The sequence below is a fragment of the Niabella pedocola genome, from assembly GCF_021044425.1.
In the GTDB taxonomy this organism is placed as follows: Bacteria; Bacteroidota; Bacteroidia; order Chitinophagales; family Chitinophagaceae; genus Niabella; species Niabella pedocola.
This window is the reverse complement of the sequence record NZ_JAJNEC010000001.1, coordinates 1-20,594: the sequence shown is the minus strand read 5'-3', so window position 1 is coordinate 20,594 and position 20,594 is coordinate 1. Positions and strand designations below refer to the sequence as shown.

Genomic DNA, 20,594 nt, shown 5'->3' with positions numbered 1-20,594 from the left:
CACTACTGTTTTTGTGCCTCTTCCAGTTCCCGTATCACTGCGGCTTTTATATGCGTGAACACATGGTCCTTCGCCTCCGCATAAGAGATCTCATAGATCCGCTCTATATGTTGCAATGCCACCGGAAAGCAGGATAACAGTCTATCGTAATACGCATTTAATCGTTCCGGCGACGGCATTTCAAAATGTATGCGCAATTGAAACCGGCGCAACAATGCCGTATCAATCATAGACGGGTAATTCGTGGCGCACAACAACAACGCATTCGGGGGATAATAGTCGATCAGCTGAATTAACGTATTCACCACCCTTCGCATCTCTCCCACATCTTTATCATCCGTATCCCTTGATTTACCGAGCTGATCAAATTCGTCTAAAAACAAAACAGCTTTTTCGCGGCCCGCTTTTTCAACGACCGCTTTCATATTTTGGGATGTTTCGCCAATTCTTGCACAGACCACATTACTCAAATTGAGTATCAGGATCTTTTTACCCAACGTCTTTGCCACCGCTTTGGCGGTCATTGTTTTGCCACAGCCCGAGCTTCCGGCAAGCAATACTTTATTGTTAACAGGCAGGCCATACCCGGTTAATGCCTCAATAAAGCGGTGCTCCTTAATAAGCTGAACAAGTTGCGCCCTGCCGGCTTCTTCAAGAACTATATCCTCTAAAGAAACCTGCTCGCTGTCATTTATAACAAGCTCCTGTACATTCATAGTTGGTTACTGCTGCCATTGCGATGCCCAATGATAAGGAAGCAGTCCGGCGGCCATGCGGTGTTCCGGAACCCTCCTGTTGCGCAGTGCATCGCAGGAATTATGATAGCAAAAGTATCCGGTAATTATCCTGGAAAAGTAGTCCAGTTTTAATATAACCGGTAGTCCAGCATGCGGGGAGCTTTGACTCAAAGTTTTTCGAGTGCGCGCACCACTACTTTCGCCATTTCTTTAGAGCTGAACGGGTTTTGTCCGGTAATCAGGTGCCCATCTACCACTACATTTGATGTCATGGGGATACATGCTTTTTTCAGATACGCACCACGTTCTTTTATGGCCGCTTCCAGGTTGAAGGGCACTTCGCTTTTCCGCCTGGCCAGCGTTTCTTCAAACCAGTCGAAGCCGGTCATCCTTTTCCCTTTGATCAGATATGCGCCATCGGTATCCTTCACATTCAGCAATCCGCCAACACCATGGCAAATAGCGGCAACCATCTTTCCCCGGCCATATTGATCGCTGATGATCGATTGCAGAAGGGCATCATCAGGAAAGTCGTACATGGTAGCATGTCCGCCCGCCAAATACACACAATCAAACGTTTCGCCTTTTACCACTTCCAGGCTTGCGGAACCGTTTAGTTCATTCATAAAAGCAGGATCTTCATAATAATGCTTTGAGATCTTATCCAATACCAGCGGCTTGAGGCTCTCCGGATCAATCGGCACCTGTCCACCCTTGGGACTTGCGATGGTTAGCTCCCAGCCCCTTTCCTTTGCACTGTGATATATATGGGTCAGCTCACTAAGCCACAGACCTGTTTTTAATCGCCCGCTGGCATACCGGTCAATATTGGTTACAATTAATAAAAGCTTCTTTTTCATATGACCCTTGTTTTTATAGCTGCCAAAACCCGGAACAACATCTCGCATCCCGCTAACCGGATCTCCGGTAAGCAGATGCCCGTTAGTTAAATGAAGTGCGAAAGGCTGCAGGCGAAACCGCCGTCCGGTTTTTGAATAAGCGATGAAAGGATTGGGGATGTTCAAATCCCAAATGATAGGCTATTTCAGATACCGACATGTCCGTGGTGGATAACAATTCCTTTGCCTTTTCGATCACCCGGTGCTGAATATGCTGCTGTGTGGTTTGCCCGGTTTGTACCCGCAGCATATCACTCAGATAATTGGGGCTCAGGTGAAGCGCATGGGCCACAAGCTGAACCGTTGGGATCCCTCTTACCGCCAATTGATCCTGCTTAAAATAATCGTCCAGCAGCGACTCCAGCCGGGTCAGCAGATCGCTGTTTATCTTCTTGCGTGTCATAAACTGACGATTGTAAAAGCGGTCGCAGTATTTCAGTAGCAGATCGATATTTGATACCAGTAAGTCCTGCGTAAAGGCATCCATATTGGCATCGATTTCCCGGCTGATATTTTGTATAATATCCATAATGGTGTGCTCTTCTTTTTCCGAAAGATACAGGGCCTCATTGCTCGTATAGGAGAAATAGCCATAGCCGCCGATTTTGGAAGCCAGTGCGGAGCTCAGCAAAAAATCAGGATGCACCACTAATACGAAGCCCCGCACTCCGTTCAGCAGCACATCTTCAAACTGCAATACCTGGCGGGGAGCCATAAAGTACATGATCCCTTCGTCAAAATCATAGTATTGCTGACCGTATTTACATTTACCTCCTGCACAATCTTTCTTTAAGGCCACTACATAAAAATCGGTGGTAACGGCACTCAGGATCGTTTCCGGTTCCAGTTTTACCGCATCAAAATCAAACACGCTGATCAGCGGGTGGGAAGGTTTCTTTAATCCCAAAAACCGGTGCAGTGCACTTATAGACAGAACATTTGCCGGAGCCTTCATATTATTTTAAATTTCAGATGATGCATCACCAAGCTACAACTTTTTACGCTTTTTTTCGGACCTGCTCCTGCCGTATCTGCTCTATTCCTTCGCGGTAACCCGTTACCCGGAACCCGGGAAAACGCTTCCTGAATCTGGAATCGTCAAACAGGTTATCGTGCGCGTATCTCGGAAGTAATTCCTGTAATTCCTTTATCCGTTTACTAAAAAGAGCGCCGAGTGTAAACGCAAATTTGGGAACAACGGTGTATTTTAGTGCCCTGCCATAAATATCAGCAGCCAGCGCAATAAACGCCTCATAGGTGAGATGGGATGCATCAACCGGCAAATGCCAGGTTTGGCTAAATGCGTCCGGGGTATTACCAATTAACGCGGTTGCGCGGCTTGCATCCGGTGTCCAGATCAGGCTTCTTTTTTTATCGGCACGTAACGGCACTTTTAGTTTTTTGCCTTTGTTGATATTGTCAAAGATCAACGTATTGGTAATACTTTGTGTTTTACCCGGGCCATAGAATTCGGGGGCACGACAAATGACGGCCTCCAGCCCGCCCGACTGCATTTCCTGCAACACCATTTCCGCCATTTTTTTCCGTACCCGTCCCTTCCTGCCAACCGGCGCAAAAGCTGTGTCTTCAGTAAGCACCTGATCATCCTGCGGATACATATATGTATTGTCGAAGAACACCAGTTTGGTTCCGCTCACTTTACAGGCCTCGATTACATTTTTTGTAATCAACGGGAATTGCGTTTCCCATAAGCCGGAGTCAATGGGAAGCCCGAGGGTGAAGTAGGCGATTTCACTGCCCTTCACCGCTGCTATCGCCTGTGCCCGGTCGGTCAAATCAGCAGGGAACACCGTATCGGTATCGTTCACCTTCTTTGCATTCCGGCTCACGATCCGTATATCAGGTGTATAATTCCTTTTGAGCTCCCTTGCCAGTTCTTCGCCAATTTGTCCATTGGCACCCAGTATTGTTTGCATCGCTATGCTGTTTCTTTACTTTAAAACTGTTGTAATTTATTTTGCCCGTTTCCAAACAGTGGTTCTGCCAAATGCCGCAATTCCTACAAAACCGCGAAGAGAAAGACTGCCATCCTCCTTCAGCAGGATCTTTCCGCGATAGGTTTTACCGCTTTCAGGATCATAAACCGTACCGTTTTCCCAGGTCTGGTCTCCGGTATAAACAAAGTCTTTCAGAATAACCGTACCAGCTATTTTAGTGCTGCGCCTATGTTTATCCGGATTGTGGATGTCTTTTGCATCGGGCACATTTGCCCATATCAGTGTCCCAAAATAGTGGTTACCGGTTCTCTTGATGCTCAATTTACCTTTGCCTCCTTCGGTGATAAAAATACCTAAGAGTTTATCGGCGTCGGCTGATTGTGCCACCGCATTTGCACTTATAAAGAGCACAAATGCGATCATTGAAATTTTGAAAAGGCGCATGTTTTTATTTTTTCTATGGCAAAGTTCCGCATGAATATGCGGCCGGATGTATCCCAATATGGGAAATTTGTAACAAAATCTCCGTTGGGAATACGCCGGCCGTTGCGGCAGTAGTTTATCAAAATAGAATTGCGCCGGACCGAGGCAGGGAAAACAGCCTATCGTAACAGCTTATTTATCCCTGCCTCCCCGGACAAAAAAACGGCGGGTAAAATATTTGGGAGCAATTGCACGAATGATTTATATTTGACAGAGGCTTAATTGTAATTGTGACAATTAAAGTAGTGCGGTTGCCGGTGGAAGGAATGTGATCAACGTCCTCTTAAAATAAAACGAATAATATGAAACGTAGCTTGCTTGCTGTACTGCTGTTGTATGCAGCCCTATTTTCAAATGCCCAACAACAGGGAACCCTCAGCCTTGCGGTAAATGACACCGGAACCGTCATCAGCCGTCATATTTACGGTCATTTTTCGGAACACCTGGGTCGTTGTATTTACGACGGTTTTTGGGTAGACCCAGGTATGAATGTGCCGAAGAAAGACCGGATCCGGCTGGACGTTGTGGAGGCACTGAAAAAGATACGGATCCCCAATCTGCGCTGGCCGGGTGGTTGTTTTGCGGATGAATATCATTGGAGGGATGGCATCGGTTTGCGGAATAACCGGCCCAAGATGATCAATACACATTGGGGCGGCGTAACCGAAGACAATAGTTTTGGTACCCATGAATTCCTGGAGCTTTGCAGCCTGCTGGGAACAGAACCGTATATCGCGGGAAATGTAGGCAGCGGAACCGTGGAAGAAATGTCGAAATGGGTAGAATACCTGAATGCTTCCGGGGAAACGCCGATGACCCGGTTGCGGAAAGAAAACGGAAGAGACCGGCCCTGGAAGGTAAGCTTCTGGGGAGTGGGCAATGAAAGCTGGGGTTGCGGTGGTAATATGACACCGGAGTATTATGCCAACGAGTACCGGCGTTATGCAACCTTTGCCCGGAACTATCCGGATGCCCCGCTGAAAAAAATAGCGGCCGGGGCTAATTCTGCAGACTATAACTGGACAGAAGTAATTATGAAAAACATTCCCCGGCATATGATGTGGGGACTCAGTCTTCACCATTATACCATCCCCACCGGAAAATGGAACCAGAAAGGATCGGCTACCGCCTTTGATGAAAAGGAATATTTCAATACCATGAAGAACTGTCTGTTTATGGACGAGCTGATCACCCGGCACGCCGCCATCATGGATAAATACGACCCCGAAAAACGGGTAGCATTGGTGGTAGACGAATGGGGCATATGGACAGATGTGGAACCCGGCACCAACCCCGGATTCCTGTACCAGCAAAATAGTTTAAGGGATGCGCTGATTGCGGCCACCACGCTGAATATTTTTAACAATCATGCGGACCGTGTACGGATGGCCAACCTGGCTCAAACGATCAACGTGCTTCAATCATTGATTCTCACAAAAGGGTCCGACATGCTGTTAACCCCCACCTATTATGTGTTTGACCTGTACCAGCCGCATATGGATGCCAAACGGGTACCGCTTCAGATTGAAACACCGGGGTATACCAACGGCGGACAGCAGCTCCCCGCTGTAAATGCATCGGCTTCGATCAATGCAAAAGGAAAGCTTTGCATCACCCTGGTGAATATTGATCCGGCAAATGATCGTACCATCCAGGCATCATTACCCGGGTTGAAGTATAAAAAAGTAAGCGGCAGCGTGCTCACCGGAAAGGCCTTTACCGATGTTAATACGTTTGAAAACAAAAAGAAGGTGGCCCCGGCGCCCTTTACAGGCGCGCAGTTAACAGGCCAGGCACTTACCGTAACACTTCCCAGGTTGTCTATAGTACAGCTGCTGCTCGATTAGCAGCGAACGTGTTAGAAAGCCAGGAACGCAAAAACACCGGGTGTAAATATTCAGAAATAATTCCGCAGATCGGTTTATAATATAGAAACTTATTTTATATTGCGTCCCCTTTCGGGATGTAGCGCAGCCCGGTAGCGCGCTTCGTTCGGGACGAAGAGGCCGCTGGTTCGAATCCAGTCATCCCGACTTTTTTGCAGTTCAATGCACGCTAAATGCCCATAAAATGAACGTTTTATGGGCATTTTTGTTTTTCCAAGAGCGTGCAGGCTAATGGAAATACGATGAAGTGCAGGGTAATGTGAACAAGGGCACATGGCGCCCCTTAAAGGAACTGGTGGAAGATGAAGTTTTGTTGGCAATGCGGTTCCCTTCGTTGGTATTTTACCCAGGTTAGTCGATTACATTTGGACGCATGATGTTGGTGCGGCAATTTGCCTTTAAAAAATGATGCCTATCAAATACAGTAGCTCGAAGCGTTACGCCTGGCTGACGGTTGCACTCTATTTTACCGTTGTCATTGGCATCTCCTGGATAGCCAGTCGTGTAGAAGTGTTGGATAGTATATTCGTATATTTTGGAACCGCGTTACTCTTAAGCTACCTGCTGCTTCGCCGGGAAGGATTGACGTTGTGGAGCCTGGGCATTAAACCGTCCAAATCGAAAGACTATCGGCAATTTTTCAGCGGCATTGCGCTGGGTATGATTGCGCTGGCCGGCACTGCCGGCTTAACGATCTGGCTCAATCATGGGAAGCTGGTATTCACCGGATTCCCCGGACCATTCTTTTTGCTGACACTTATTTTTATGCATTTCGTATCCTCCTTTGTACAGGAATTCACTTATCGCGGATACCCGTTCCAGCGGCTTTTGCAATCTTACGGCCCCTGGATAGCTCAGATTTGCATTACACTGCCTTTTGCTATCATGCACATTAAACTCAACGCGCCGATAGACATGAAGTCTTTCTTGATAACCTGGCTAACAACAGGCCTTGGTTCTATTCTTTACGGTCTATGCTACTTAAAAACGGGTAAGCTTTTTTTATCGATCGGTGTACACATGGGTTGGAACCTGGCACAGTCTATAATACCCAGGTCTCCGCAGAACAGCGAAGGCGTGCTTTTCAAACTTGTTACCGATACTAAAGCATACAACCCGGTTCACGTTTTATGGCCTTACCTTATGATTTCTGTTTTACTAATAGTGCTTATCAGCCGATCACCGCTTAACAATAAGCCCGCCAACCAAAATCAAATTCAAGAGGCCGCTGGTTCTCATCCAGGCAGGTAAGAAAACTTACGCTATTAGCTATAAAATGAACTTGCTTGGCAGCATTTAACCATCATCCGGATACGTTAAAAACCTTTGTGCCAGATAAATGGAAATTACTCCTGAAAAATTCGGGAAAGATAAAATGCTCCATTCGTGGTCCCCATTTCACTGAGTAAGTAAAATATTCAGGTATTGAAGATGTTGCATAAACCTTTAGCGTGCAGTCCTCCCGGCTTTTTTCAATAATGCACGCCAAATGCCCATAAAATATGCATTTTATGGGCATTTTTATTTTTTACCAGGTTAAACCTGGAGTGTTGTACGGGACCAGAAAACCATCCGATCAATGGCCTGTCCACTCCGGATCTGCCGGCTGCGTTTAGCATCCTTTATTCGAAAGCAGGAATTACTCTGCTTGTAAGGTTCCGAATTTGTTCTTAAATGCTTTACAAAGCGCTAAGATTTCGGCTGGTTCTTTTTCAAAACGCCGTAGTCGTATTATTCCTTTTCGCCAATGCTTAGGCAAATCACCGTCCTTGCGATATAGAACGGTAAGGTAGTTATTAGTGGAAGTAACCAAAACTCCGTCGCTGCCACCGGAGCTTTGAGAACTTAAAGATAGAACATAGAAATCTGAAATATTTTTCCATATAAATTCCGAGTCAGGTTCGATACCAAAACCGGCTTCAAAATTAACAATATCATAAATGTTTCTGCCGTAGGAAAAAGCGATTCCCTCTTTGGAAAGCGTAATCTTCGCTGCAACGTCCCAGATATATCCAGCAACAATAAAACCTGGAATGATCAATAATACAATGATAAGAAAAATTGCAAACCCGATAGCCACTGAACTAGAAATAATCCAATACAGTGTTGGAACAAATATCACTGCAACAACAATCAGGTCGACCTTGTACTTCTTCTTCTTTTCGCTTATTATTAGTGTATCCATACAGGCACAAATAAAGGGTTTAAACCTGTTAAAGTTACTTAATAGTTCAATTCAACCGAAAAGATGACCACGCTCCTATTCCACAAGAAAGGATATACCAAAAATCGCGCGCACTCACGATGTCTATTCTTTAAAACTTCAGGAGCCTGAACAATCCAGATGCTGAAGCTTCGGATCATTAGTAATGCGCTTAATCTTACTATCCTTTACCTGAAATGCTCATCCTGGGTTTCCAGCCTGGCTGTGGATAGAAACCGGACCGGTGTTATTTGTTGCAACAAAGATCCGTAATGGTCCACGAGGATATAGACAGGTTTGACTTAGATGAGCCGTGGGAAAATATACCTTCAGAAGCCACCGTTGATATAGAGTTACCGCCAAATTTAATTTTAGCGTCGCCCTTATAAAGTGTGTATTGCTCCGTAATAATACTGCTGGGGTGCCTTTCCTGATAAAATATAACCGGGGCCACAGCCGCTATGTACCCGGCCGTATATCCTGTGTTGTACTCCGTAGTGGATACGGTTGCATGGCCATAAAAACAAAAGGCATAAAGTGATGCACTCCAATTGGTGGTTTTCCGAACCCTGACTTTGGCACATGCGTTATTATCGGGTGTCGTGTTGGTTATAAGATCCATACTCGCAAGACCACGTCCCCAGAGCGGATAGGTATTCGCATGGGTAAACACACCATTTGCGCCCACACCGTATGCCTCTGCATCGGTAGCGGCAAATTTCTGTACATAGGGGTGCCAACCTAAAATATTTGGATAATATACTTTGCCTTCAACCCAGGTGCAGGTGGGAACCGGAGGAGGAGGCACATCATCTTCATCATAATCGATACGGTCTCTATCTCTCATGCGCAGCGACCATGTGGTGGCATTGGGTGCTCTCACAAGGTCAAAATAAAAGTTCAGAAAATCCGGATCAAACCGGATCAGCTTGCGCAGATCATCCGGTAGCAGGCCGGTTATTTTCTCTTTATAGGCCGCATCATTTATACCTGCTTTTACCCAACCTTCTTTTAAAAAGGGATAATACCTGCTTTTCATATTGTAAAGAACTTTTGCTCTTTCTGCGTCGGAACTCAGCTTACTGAGTGCACTGGCGTCCTTCTGATACGCTTCGTACAACGAAGGATTCATGTCCTTATAAACCGCATCCAGCTGTTCCTGCAATGGTTTTACCAGCTCAGTTACCGCGTCGAAGAATTTTTGGGGAATTGGAGAAATAGATTTTACCGAATCCTCCGCTCCCGCCAAGGCTGTTGAAATTTTTGAAACCGGTTCCCGAAGTTGACTTTTTTCCACCGGTAAATCAGGACCTGTTTGATTTTTCTTGATACAATGGCTCGTTGTTATCATAAGCGCCAGCAATAAAAAAGGTAATAGACGTTTCATGTGTTGCTCTTTTAGGGGTTTAAAAAATGATACTTAAATAGGGCCTGTTTCATACGCATCTAAATGTTTTAGAAGGGAATGTTACAGACGGTATGTTGCATGCAATTAACTGTGTAAAAATATACGACCAGCTGTCGTTCACTTATCCACTAAAAACATGATTTTTGATAATACGGCATCGCCTAAATGAGCGATGCGGCAGGTGTTTAAGAGAAGGGTCAGTTATCGAATCCTTAGCTAAAATGAATCGTGCGGGCTTTTGCTGAAAAAGAGGTCACTGAAAATGTACCGATTGGCAACGCATCACCCCCTCTTTGTTGAAGACGATAAACGAATAGTCCATTTTTTTGAGAGGCGACAAAGCAACCTTAGAGTGTATGGCCTGTTTGGGCGGTATAGCAATGAATCTCCGAAACAGCATTACCAGGAAACCGGATCATGCGGGCAGGCTATATATGGATGCCTTACATTGTATCTGCGTCAGGCGCATTCTTTACAGCAGAAAATTGCTGGCCCGGTGACGAAGCGTTGTCTAGTTTCTTATACATGCGGTACCGTCAGGCCGTCGCCCCGCTGGCGATTCGCATCTAACAGTACCACTATAGAGCCAACACATTTAATTTGTTCCGTACAGCTGCTTTCTAACAAATTCGGAGAAATCTGGCTAATCGCAAAAAGCAATAAATAATTTAAAATAAACAATTTACAAGATATATTTTTATATTATAAGTCATTCAATAAACGGTCGTCGTTACAGTTGGCTTTCCCAACGAAAACGTTTTCGTTCTTCGCTTTGCTGCAACTCTTAATTATCTGTTAATTTTGTTTTAACGCATTAAAAATGCATTTTCCGGAGAAACGATTTAATTTCCTGATATCTCATATTAACAATTAAATCTCTAAGTTTTCTGGCTGTCTTATGTATGGAAAGGGAAATTAATATTGACCAGGAGTTTGTTGTACTCCTAAAGACAGGGTGTTTTGCTACATTCAGCCGTTTATATGAACAGTATAGCGGAGACCTGTACCTGGCATTGATCAGACTTGTAAAATCAGAGGCAGAAGCCGAAGAAATTTTACAGGACATCTTTCTCAATCTCTGGGAGAAGCGGGAAACGCTCAATATCCAATACAGTATTAAAGCGTATCTGTACCGTATTGCAGAAAATAAAGCCAGCGATTTTTTCAGGAAACTGAAAAGGGACAGGCGCCTATATGAGCACATAAAACATACCGCCAGTTTACAATACCTGTATGAGGGTCCTGAAAACAGCCAGGAACTTGCGTTACTGGAGGAAGCAATGGAAATTTTACCCCCCCAAAGAAAAAAAATATTTTACCTCTGCAAAATGGAAGGCCGGTCTTACCGTGAAGTGAGCGACTTGCTGGGGATTTCCACCTCTACCATTAACGATCATATCGTAAAGGCAACACACGCAATACGGGAATTTATGCTCACCGAATCCGAAATAAGAGCGGCTACCCTGCTGGCCATATTTGCCGTTTCACAGGCGGCCATTTCCCATTCTTAAAAAAAATAAAAAAAAATTAATTATTGAGCCGATGATTTTTTGAGCCTGAACGACTAAGAGAAAAATCGTTTGTGGACAAAGCTCAAAATCTCGAAGCGTTATTAGAAAAATACCTGCAAAACAGGTGTTCGCCCCAGGAGGCCGAACAGCTTCTGCAATGGCTTTCGTCGGAGGCATACAGCCCGCAGCAAAAAGCACTTATAAAGAAAGCGCTCGAAACGACTCATACCGATCCTAACGAACGCTCCGTTCAACACGAACGCCAGCTGGCAAAGATTTTCGAAAACATTTCCCGTAAGATCAGCACTGCTGAACAAACCAACACAAAGCGCAAAAGGCTCCAGATCCTGAGACGCTTTTCGGTAGCTGCGGCGGCCTTATTTGTTTTAATCGGAGGCTACCTGTTGATCCAAAACCCGGAATGGTATAAAAAGAATACGCCGCAGGCACGACTGGTCAACGACCTGCCCCCCGGCAGCAATAAGGCGGTTCTAACATTGAATGACGGCTCCCAGGTAATACTTGGAGATGCTCAAAACGGCGACTTAACCATGCAGGGACAGGCTGCTATCGTTAAAAAAAATGACCAGCTCATTTATAACAAAAAACAGGGTCCGGCGTCTGTTTTCTATAATACCGTTACCACACCCAGGGGCGGGCAATACCAGCTAACGCTTGAAGACGGATCCAAAGTGTGGTTGAATGCTGCTTCTTCCATCCGGTTTCCAACTACATTCCAGGGAAAGGAACGAAAGATAGAGATTTCGGGTGAGGCCTATTTTGAAATTGCGAAAGACGCGGCCAGACCCTTTAAAGTAGCATTTGAAACCCCGGCCGGCATGAAGAGTGAAGTAACGGTATTGGGTACGCATTTCAATATAATGAGCTACAACGATGAAAAAGCGGCCAAAACCACCCTGCTGGAAGGAAGCGTAAGCATATCAAGCAACGGGAATACCGCCATTTTAACGCCCGCTCAGCAGGCCAGCCAAACCGACAGAAATGGAATTACGGTAGCAAGCAACATAGATGTGAATGAGGCGGTTGCCTGGAAGAACGGATTCTTTGAATTTCATGCAACCGGCTTGCAGGAGGTTATGCGCCAGATAGGACGCTGGTACGATGTAGAGATCAGTTATGAAGGTAAAATACCCGAAAGAAATTTCGGGGGTAAAATATCAAGACAAAATAATGCTGCTGAAGTGCTGAAAATACTTGAGCTCAGCCAGATAAAATTTAGGATTGAAGGTAAAAAAATTATTGTAACACAATAGCTCAAAAAAGCCGTTCCGGGTTGCAGCCGAAACGGCGTAAAAAGCTAATTAAAACAACAACTTCTGAGGATTGTCTACCGTGTATGCGGATTTCTTAATTAACCAAAAACAAAGGTAATGTATTTAATGATTTATGGGCCCAGGCGACCCAAGGGGCACAGCTTGTCAAAAACTGTAAAGATGATGAAATTGCTTGCTATTTTTTTATTGTCGGGACTGCTGCAGGTCAGTGCGGCGGGTTACTCACAACAAGTATCCGTTTCCGGCAAAAAAGTTTCACTGGAAAAAGTGTTTAAAGCCATTGAGAAGCAAACCGATTATGTATTTTTCTATGACCAGGATGCGTTGCAAAAAGCAAACCTTGTAACAATTGATCTCCGGAATGCTCCGCTCGACCAGGTTTTAGCGGCAAGCTTCAACGGGCAGCCGCTAACGTATAGTAAAACCGGTAAAACCATTGTGGTTACAAAAAGAACCGCTCCGGTCCAGTCATCGCAGAAGATATCCAATAATACCGGTTCGCGGCCATTACCGCCGGAAGATATAGAAGTAACCGGGCTGGTAACGGATTCGGCAGGAGCCATCCTGCCAGGCGTAACAATCGTATTGAAGTCGAAACCCAATATCGGAACCACTACGGATTTAAACGGCCGCTACGTTTTAAAAGTTCCGGCTTCCGGTGTGTTGGTATTTGGAATGATCGGTTATACCACGCAGGAGATCCCGATTTCCAACCGGACAAGTATCGATGTGGTCATGCGTAAGGATGTTCAAAAACTTGACGAGGTAGTCATTACCGCCTTTGGTAACCGTGCCAAGAAAAGAGATGTTGTGGGGTCTGTAACCACCATCGATCCTAAAGAACTGAAAGTACCCGCAAGTAACCTTACAGCAGCCTTACAGGGGCGCATCGCGGGGGTCATCTCCTTTCAGCGAAGCGGAGAGCCGGGTGCCGATAACGCCGATTTTTTTGTGCGCGGTGTCAGTACCTTCGGTGTCAACCAAAAGCCGCTCATCCTGGTTGATAATATGGAAGTGTCCACCGATGACCTGGCACGAATACCATGGGACGACCTGGAAAGCTTCAGTGTACTACGGGATGCCACAGCGGCAGCGGTATATGGCTCCAGGGGCGCAAACGGCGTGATACTGGTTACAACGAAACTCGGAAAAGACGGTCCGCCCAAACTCAATCTGCGGGCCGAGCAACGCGTATCCATGCCTACCCAAACGGTAAAGATTGCAGATCCCATCACATTCATGAAAATGAACCGGGAAGCGATTCTAACCAGGGATCCGCTTGACAAGGACAATCAAAATGTTTACTCCTTAGAAAAAATTGACCGGACAATTGCCGGCGATGATCCTATTTTGTATCCCTCCGTAAACTGGCTGGATTTTCTTACCAAAAAAGTAACCACCACAAAGAACTACAACCTGAATATATCCGGAGGAGGACAGGTAGCTACCTATAATGTGAGCGGTAACCTTACCACTGACAACGGACTGCTAAAAATAGATCCCATTAATAATTTTAACAGCAACGTTAAGTTTAATGTATATAACCTGCGTACCAACGTGGTTATGAACATCACCAAAACCACCCGTCTTACCGCCCGCGCAAATGTCAATATCCAGGACTATAACGGGCCGCCCGTGGATGGTTCTGATGCTTTTGCCAAAGCCCTGCGTTCCAACCCCGTACTGTTTCAGCCGGTATACACGCCTCCGGATAATATGTCGTGGATAAAACATCCCATGTTCGGGAACTTCGGGGAAGGCGGATATATGAATGCATACGCCGAAATTGTAAAAGGATATTCAGAAAGACGAAGAAGCAACCTGTATTTTCAAACGGAGTTAAACCAGAACCTATCCTTTATTACCAGCGGGCTTAACTTCAGAGGGCTGGCCAATATTACAAGGAATTCATACTTTACACAATCCCGCGTTTACAACCCGTTTTATTATACCCCGATTGTAAACCCTCAAACCGGGAAAGCAGATAATTTCCAGGTGATCAATCCGGACGGCGGAACAGAGTACCTCAATTTTGTACCGGGAGACCGCACCCAGCAATCCATTTTCTACGGCGAGGCGCAGCTTTCGTTCAACAGGGTATATGGAAAACACGGGCTATCTGCCATGGGCATTTCCACATTGCGCACCAACGTGTCGACTCCAACCGATTTTTCACTGATCAATACGCTGCCCTTCCGTAACATCAGTTTATCGGGTAACGTTGCCTACAATTACAGCGAAAAATACTATGCACAGTTTTCATTCGGGTATAATGCCTCTGAGCGTTTCGATGCCAGTCACAGATGGGGCTTTTTCCCTTCTTTTGGTGTAGCCTGGAATGTTGACAGGGAGGATTTTTTTGAAGTGCTGAAACCGGTGTTCAGCAGGTTCAAACTCAGGGCAACCTACGGTTTAGTAGGGAATGATAATATCAGCGATACCCGCTTTTTTTACCTGTCCAACATCAACCTGAACGACCAAAACCGCAAATACTCTTTTGGGTTGCCTACCGTACCCGGGTTGAATGTTTCGGGTGTTTCGGTTTCAAGATATGACAACCCTTATGTTCAATGGGAAAAATCCAAGCAATTAAACCTCGGTATCGACCTGTCTATGTTCAACGGTGCATTAACATTTACCGGTGATTACTACAAACAGGACCGCTATAATATCGTACAAACAAGGGCCGGCATTCCGGCATCGGCCGGCCTGCAGGCGAACGTACTGGCCAATCTCGGGAAATATAAAAGCAATGGCTTTGAGGCAGAATTGGCCTATAGCAAAAATATAAGCCACGACTTCTACATTCAGGCCCGGGGGACCTTCACGTATTCTTCAGGGAAATATGTATTTTATGATGAGCCCACATACGCCTACAGCTATTTGTCGCGCATAGGACTCAGTGCCAACCAAACGAGAGGCTATATCGCAGAACGCCTGTTTATCGATGATGCAGAGGTGCTGAACAGCCCGCAACAGCAGTTTGGCGGACAGGCAGTACTGGGCGGCGATATCAAATATGTGGATATTAATAAAGACGGGGTTATCGATGCCAATGATATGGTACCGATCGGCTATCCAACCGTACCGGAAATCAGTTATGGTTTTGGTCCAAGCATCAGTTATAAATCGTTTGACCTATCACTCTATTTTACGGGCAATGCGCGTACGTCTTTGTTCATTAACCCTACGGCTACATACGACAAAGGCAGTGGCATTTACGGAGCGGCTCCGTTCGGCGACCGGCTTTCTCCCAATGCGGTATTACAGGCCTGGGCAGATAGTTATTGGTCTGAAGACAACCAGGATGTATATGCCAACTGGCCCCGCTTAAGCCAGGTGCCCACCAATAACAATACGCAAACCAGTACATTCTGGATGCGGGACGCAAGTTTTATACGTTTGAAACAAGCTGAAATTGGTTATAATCTCAAAGGGCTTAAAATCAAAAGATACCATGTACAAAACATTCGTCTCTATTTAAGCGGAACGAATCTGTTTAAAATTTCAAGGTTTACGCTTTGGGATCCGGAAATGGGGGGCAATGGATTTAAATACCCCCTGCAACGTGTATTCAACTTTGGCGTTAACGTTAATCTCTAAAATATTGTCATGAGAAAAATATCAATCATATTCCTGTTATCATTGGTAACGTTTGGTTCGTGTAAGAAGTTTATCGACGTGGTACCAGATAACGTACCGGTCCTGGACCAGGCTTTTAATCTGCGCGTGATGGCGCTCCGCTACCTGGCCACCTGTTACAGCCGGCTGCCATCCGGCACGAATTTGGGATCCACAGAAGGCTACCTGGCAGCTGATGAATTCTGGTTAAACTCCACTTCCAATTTTTCTTCCGGTGGTTATCCCAACTGGTACATCGCAATGGGACAACAAAATGCAAATGCGCCGCTTCTGGACTGGTGGGGTAATGGTGTGAGCACATCGCAAACCAGTATTGTGGGTTCTTACTGGAGGGGCATTTATGACTGTAATGTAATGATCGACCGGGTGGGCTCGGTTCCGGATATGACCGATGTGGAAAAAGCGATGTGGAAAGCAGAGGCAAAAGTATTGAAAGCCTATTATCATTACCTGCTGGCACGCGCATATGGTCCTATTGTGATCATGGATAAAAACCTGCCGGTATATACAGATCCCAACGAAATGCATATCCCCCGTTCTCCGATGGATGACTGCTTTAACTACATCGTTAAAACGATCGACGAAGCCCTGCCCGATCTCATGCCCGTAGAGCAAAATGGCAATATCGATGTAGGACGGATTACGCAAATTGCGGCAAGAGCCATTAAAGCAAAAATACTGATAGAAGCAGCCAGTCCGCTATTCAACGGGAATACCGACATGGCCGATCTGAAAGACGATAACGGGGCCCCGTTGTTCAATCAAAATTACGACGGAACAAAATGGACGGCAGCGGCCATTGCCTGTAAAGACGCCATTGACTTTGCTGCCATCAACGGGAAACGGTTACAGATATGGCAGAAACCCGGCAATATCGTGGTAAACGCCCCATCCACCTATTTCCAGATGAACCTGCGCACCGCATTCAATGAATCTGATGGAAATACAGAAGCGTTGTGGTTTGATACGAATAATCCGTCGAGTGCCGGCTTCCAGGCTATTTTTACGCCAAGGGGATTTAATGCCAACACCATTTCAAATGGGAATATTTTAAGTTATATGGCCGCTACGTTAAATATGGCCGAAAAGTTCTATTCAAAAAATGGTGTGCCCATCGAAGAAGATAAAACCTATCCTTATGCTTCCCGCTACCAGCTAACCACTGTTCCGTCGACCAATGACTACCGGTATGACCTTCAGGCGGGCTATCAGACCGCGCTGCTCCATTTAGACCGGGAGCCAAGGTTTTATGGCACCTTATCAATGGATGGCGGGCGCTATTTCATGATGAGCGATGCCAATGATGCGAACGCTGCCAATACGAATTACAAATCGGGCGGTAATGTCAGCAACTACAATGTAATCAATAACGGGGCTACAGGTTATATGGTGAAGAAGTATGTGAATTATCAAAACTCCTATGGCGCCAGTAACGCCTATACGGCCCGGCCTTATGCCATACCAATTATCCGCCTTGCAGATTTGTATTTAATGTACGCGGAAGCCCTCAATGAAAGCCAGGGCCCTGGTGCTGATGTGTATGCTTATGTGGATAGTGTGCGGGCAAGATCGGGCTTAAACAGCGTGGTTACTTCATGGGCCGCCTATTCCTCGCAGCCCAACAAGCCTGCATCGAAAGACGGAATGCGTGCTATTATTAAACGGGAGCGAACAATAGAACTCGCTTTTGAGGGCAAAAGATTCTGGGACCTGAGAAGATGGAAAGATGCTGTTGGGGAATTAAATGAGCTGATCCAGGGCTGGGATGTAAAGCAAAGAACGGCAGGGGCATTTTACCGGCCGAACACGATGTTTAACCGGACGTTTACCACGAAGGATTATTTCTGGCCGATCAACCTTAATGAATTAAGACGGAATCCAAAACTGAAACAAAATCCGGGTTGGTAGGTTATAGCAAACGTTCATTTGCCAGCAACGCTGGTCTAAAATAAATAAACATGAAATACTTTTTATATACAAAAACAATATTACTGATCATATTGCTATCCTGCTACGGATGCAAACAGGATACGGGCATAACCATCAATAAAGTGGGAGCAAAACCCGACGTTGTATCAAACATACAGGTTACGCCCCTGTCCGGAGGAGCCATTATTAAATATGATCTGCCGGCTTCAGAAGATTTACGCTATGTAAAGGCTACGTACCACCTCGACAACGGTACCGTGCGCGAAACGAAAGGATCCATATATAACAATCACCTGACAGTTGAGGGGTTTGGGAAAGAAGGAACCTACGATGTGGAACTGCGTTCAGTGAGTGTGGGCGAAGTGGCATCAGACCCGGTTATTGCGAAAGTGACGGTGTTGCGCCCACCCTATCTTGTGGTGCTGGACTCCTTGCGTGATTTAACCAATGTAGTAACGGCCTTTGGCGGACTGAATATCAATTATCACAATCAGACAAAAGCAGACCTGGTGATAAGAGTTATAAAAATAGACTCTACCGGGAAATGGGCCCCGGTGCAATCTGAATATACAAGCCGGGATTCCGGTATTATACGGGTAAGAAGCCAGCAGGCACAGGAAATAACCTTTGGCATCTATGTGGAAGATCGCTACGATCATTTTTCCGACACGTTACAATTTAAGCGCACCCCGATCGAAGAAGTAAAAATCCCAACAACGCTCTGGAAAAAATTTGCTTTACCAAACGACGTTACAGAGCGCGTTGGAAGCTTTCCATTCAGTGGCATCTGGGATAACAATACCAATAACGGTTTTCTTTCAACCACCCCCAATATCACCCTGCCCAATTCGCTTACCATCGATATGGGTATCCAGGCACGGTTAAGCCGCATGCAAATATGGGCAACGCGGTACAGTACACTTTCAGATGTATACGGACCAGCACATATTTACGACTTCGAGGTATATGGCAGCAATAACCCCACCCCAACCGGAGAATGGGATAACTCCTGGACCTCACTGGGACGCTTTGTGGGATCGAGGCCGCTGACAGGGTTTGGCTTTGGGGTTCCGGCAACCACTGCAGAGCAAAACAATATCAGGGACAACGGTGAAACCTACGAATTTCCGGATCCGACCAATTTTGGAAAGTTCCGATATATCCGTATCAGGACTTATGCAACCTGGAATGGATCTTACGAGGGCGATACCAATGTTTTTGTTTTTGAATTAAGATTGTTTGGCCAGCTTTAAAAACTGAATTATGCGAAAAATATTTTTTACAGGTACTCTATTTACCGTGCTTTACGCAGTTTCCATGTGCAATAAACCGAGTGATTACTATTCTGCACCTTTTTTAAACAATGCGGAAACGGCCAAACCAGGCCGGGTCGATTCATTGACCATACTTCCCGGTCGCAACAGGGCCTTATTACGGTTTATTGTAAGTCCGGACAGGCGCGTTACCAAGGTCAGGATCTCTTACTCCAGTTCATTAAGCGCTGATGTAAAAACCTCCTTTGTAGATATCACAGACCAGGATTACGGAAGCAGGAAAGAAGTGGCCATCGACAATTTACCCGAGGCTACATTGATTGCAAATATTGTTTCTTTTGCTAAAAACGGAGATAGTTCCACGGTAGCCCAGGTTTCCGGTACCATTTACGGCGACCGGTACAGAGCTTCACTATACAACAGGGTTTATCAGAATATAACCACGGTAAGCGGCGTCAAGTACATGAACTTTATCAACGAATCGGCAAAGCCACAGGATAGCACCGTCTTCTATCCGTTACAAAAAACAGTCGTTACCTATCCGAAGGCTTCCGGGGGAACCAATACGTTTGAAATCTCGGCTTTTACGAATTCCGTACCGGTTCCTGATATTGCAGCCACCGGTACCATAACGCTTTATTCCCTATTCAAACCGGTACAAAGCAGTATCGATATTTTTGAATCAGGCACTTTATCGGTTAACTTTTAGTTTGGTTACTGATGAAGGCCGCGAAGCATGGAAGTTATACAGATCCATCAGCCTTATTAGATAGCCACTAAACACATACTGAAAATGCAGGAAGGCTGTTCCCAAACCGGGAACAGCCTTTTCTTTATCTGACAACACCCCATACACAATCTTCAGGACATTTAAAAATCCCTACATCCCTTCCCTTCATTTTCTTTGCTCATTTACCTAAACCATTGCACCAGTAAAATTTCGCGGGTAAACCGCAAGCGAGACACGGCTGTTGTACTTCCATTAAAATATTCATTGTCCCAACCGGAAGAGCATGTGCCCCCCTTAACCAAATATGCAAAGAGAATACGGTGCTTCTGGTTTGCTATTTATGCAGACAGGCAGGGGCTCAATTCGTTTTTAAAAAGCGGGGATTATATTCTGGCGGTTTTTCTGTTGCGGGTGGCGGGCTCAAAGGAGCATGCGCGGCTTGGCAGACCAGGGCGACAGGCGGAGTTGGCAGGCATACCTGTTCAATATCATGTCATCCGGTCAGCTGTTCGCCCGCTAGTCCATTTGTCATCCCTGAGCGGTTCGTTTCGGGGTTTACAGGCACAAAAAAAAAGAGCCTCACATTACTGTGAGGCCCTCAATAAGAATGGCAGCTACCTACTCTCCCGCATTGTGGTG

General features: G+C 45.7%; 15 protein-coding genes and 1 tRNA gene. 9 read left to right on the top strand and 7 right to left on the bottom strand.

Annotated features, from left to right (window positions below; all coding sequences use genetic code 11):
* Nucleotides 1-2 precede the first annotated feature (2 nt).
* From LQ567_RS00080 to LQ567_RS00060, 5 genes are all read right to left on the bottom strand, one after another.
* The gene (locus tag LQ567_RS00080; RefSeq protein WP_231001922.1) at nucleotides 3-716 is read right to left on the bottom strand and encodes an AAA family ATPase; all 714 of its coding nucleotides are present in this window, start codon (nucleotides 714-716) and stop codon (nucleotides 3-5) included.
* Between the two features lie 188 nt (nucleotides 717-904).
* Nucleotides 905-1,597, bottom strand: a complete 693-nt coding sequence (locus LQ567_RS00075; RefSeq protein ID WP_231001921.1) for a type 1 glutamine amidotransferase domain-containing protein — start codon at nucleotides 1,595-1,597, stop codon at nucleotides 905-907.
* Between the two features lie 82 nt (nucleotides 1,598-1,679).
* Nucleotides 1,680-2,591, bottom strand: coding sequence for a helix-turn-helix domain-containing protein (locus LQ567_RS00070; RefSeq protein WP_231001920.1), 912 nt, complete (start codon nucleotides 2,589-2,591; stop codon nucleotides 1,680-1,682).
* 43 nt (nucleotides 2,592-2,634) lie between these two features.
* Nucleotides 2,635-3,573 carry an NAD-dependent epimerase/dehydratase family protein gene (locus LQ567_RS00065; RefSeq protein WP_231001919.1) on the bottom strand — a complete coding sequence of 313 codons (939 nt, stop codon included), beginning with the start codon at nucleotides 3,571-3,573 and terminating at the stop codon, nucleotides 2,635-2,637.
* A gap of 36 nt (nucleotides 3,574-3,609) precedes the next feature.
* Complete coding sequence (locus LQ567_RS00060) at nucleotides 3,610-4,038, bottom strand: DUF2147 domain-containing protein (protein WP_231001918.1); 429 nt, start codon at nucleotides 4,036-4,038, stop codon at nucleotides 3,610-3,612.
* Nucleotides 4,039-4,379: 341 nt separating this feature from the next.
* Between LQ567_RS00060 and LQ567_RS00055 the strand changes: the two genes are divergently transcribed.
* From LQ567_RS00055 to LQ567_RS00045, 3 genes are all read left to right on the top strand, one after another.
* Nucleotides 4,380-5,924: an alpha-N-arabinofuranosidase gene (locus tag LQ567_RS00055; protein ID WP_231001917.1), complete on the top strand. Its 1,545-nt coding sequence runs from the start codon at nucleotides 4,380-4,382 to the stop codon at nucleotides 5,922-5,924.
* Nucleotides 5,925-6,036: 112 nt separating this feature from the next.
* A tRNA-Pro gene (locus LQ567_RS00050) sits at nucleotides 6,037-6,110 on the top strand.
* 258 nt (nucleotides 6,111-6,368) lie between these two features.
* Entirely contained in the window at nucleotides 6,369-7,214 is an 846-nt protein-coding gene (locus LQ567_RS00045) for a CPBP family intramembrane glutamic endopeptidase (RefSeq protein WP_231001916.1), read from the top strand.
* Nucleotides 7,215-7,602: 388 nt separating this feature from the next.
* Here LQ567_RS00045 and LQ567_RS00040 read toward each other — a convergent pair whose 3' ends face one another.
* Together LQ567_RS00040 and LQ567_RS00035 are read right to left on the bottom strand one after the other, a co-directional pair.
* Nucleotides 7,603-8,148 (bottom strand): hypothetical protein, encoded by a 546-nt coding sequence (locus LQ567_RS00040; RefSeq protein ID WP_231001915.1) that lies wholly within the window; start codon nucleotides 8,146-8,148, stop codon nucleotides 7,603-7,605.
* 265 nt (nucleotides 8,149-8,413) lie between these two features.
* Nucleotides 8,414-9,553, bottom strand: coding sequence for a hypothetical protein (locus LQ567_RS00035; protein ID WP_231001914.1), 1,140 nt, complete (start codon nucleotides 9,551-9,553; stop codon nucleotides 8,414-8,416).
* Between the two features lie 923 nt (nucleotides 9,554-10,476).
* Between LQ567_RS00035 and LQ567_RS00030 the strand changes: the two genes are divergently transcribed.
* The 6 genes from LQ567_RS00030 to LQ567_RS00005 all read left to right on the top strand — a co-directional run bounded on the left by LQ567_RS00030 (nucleotide 10,477) and on the right by LQ567_RS00005 (nucleotide 19,934).
* The gene (locus LQ567_RS00030; protein ID WP_231001913.1) at nucleotides 10,477-11,085 is read left to right on the top strand and encodes an RNA polymerase sigma-70 factor; all 609 of its coding nucleotides are present in this window, start codon (nucleotides 10,477-10,479) and stop codon (nucleotides 11,083-11,085) included.
* A gap of 71 nt (nucleotides 11,086-11,156) precedes the next feature.
* A complete protein-coding gene (locus LQ567_RS26150; protein ID WP_231001912.1) occupies nucleotides 11,157-12,359 on the top strand; it encodes a FecR family protein in 1,203 nt (400 codons plus the stop codon).
* A 180-nt stretch (nucleotides 12,360-12,539) separates the two neighbouring features.
* Nucleotides 12,540-15,983, top strand: coding sequence for a TonB-dependent receptor (locus tag LQ567_RS00020; protein WP_231001911.1), 3,444 nt, complete (start codon nucleotides 12,540-12,542; stop codon nucleotides 15,981-15,983).
* A 9-nt stretch (nucleotides 15,984-15,992) separates the two neighbouring features.
* Entirely contained in the window at nucleotides 15,993-17,930 is a 1,938-nt protein-coding gene (locus LQ567_RS00015; RefSeq protein ID WP_231001910.1) for a RagB/SusD family nutrient uptake outer membrane protein, read from the top strand.
* Nucleotides 17,931-17,980: 50 nt separating this feature from the next.
* Nucleotides 17,981-19,204 carry a DUF4959 domain-containing protein gene (locus LQ567_RS00010; RefSeq protein ID WP_231001909.1) on the top strand — a complete coding sequence of 408 codons (1,224 nt, stop codon included), beginning with the start codon at nucleotides 17,981-17,983 and terminating at the stop codon, nucleotides 19,202-19,204.
* 10 nt (nucleotides 19,205-19,214) lie between these two features.
* Nucleotides 19,215-19,934, top strand: coding sequence for a DUF4998 domain-containing protein (locus LQ567_RS00005; protein ID WP_231001908.1), 720 nt, complete (start codon nucleotides 19,215-19,217; stop codon nucleotides 19,932-19,934).
* The last annotated feature ends 660 nt before the right edge of the window (nucleotides 19,935-20,594 follow it).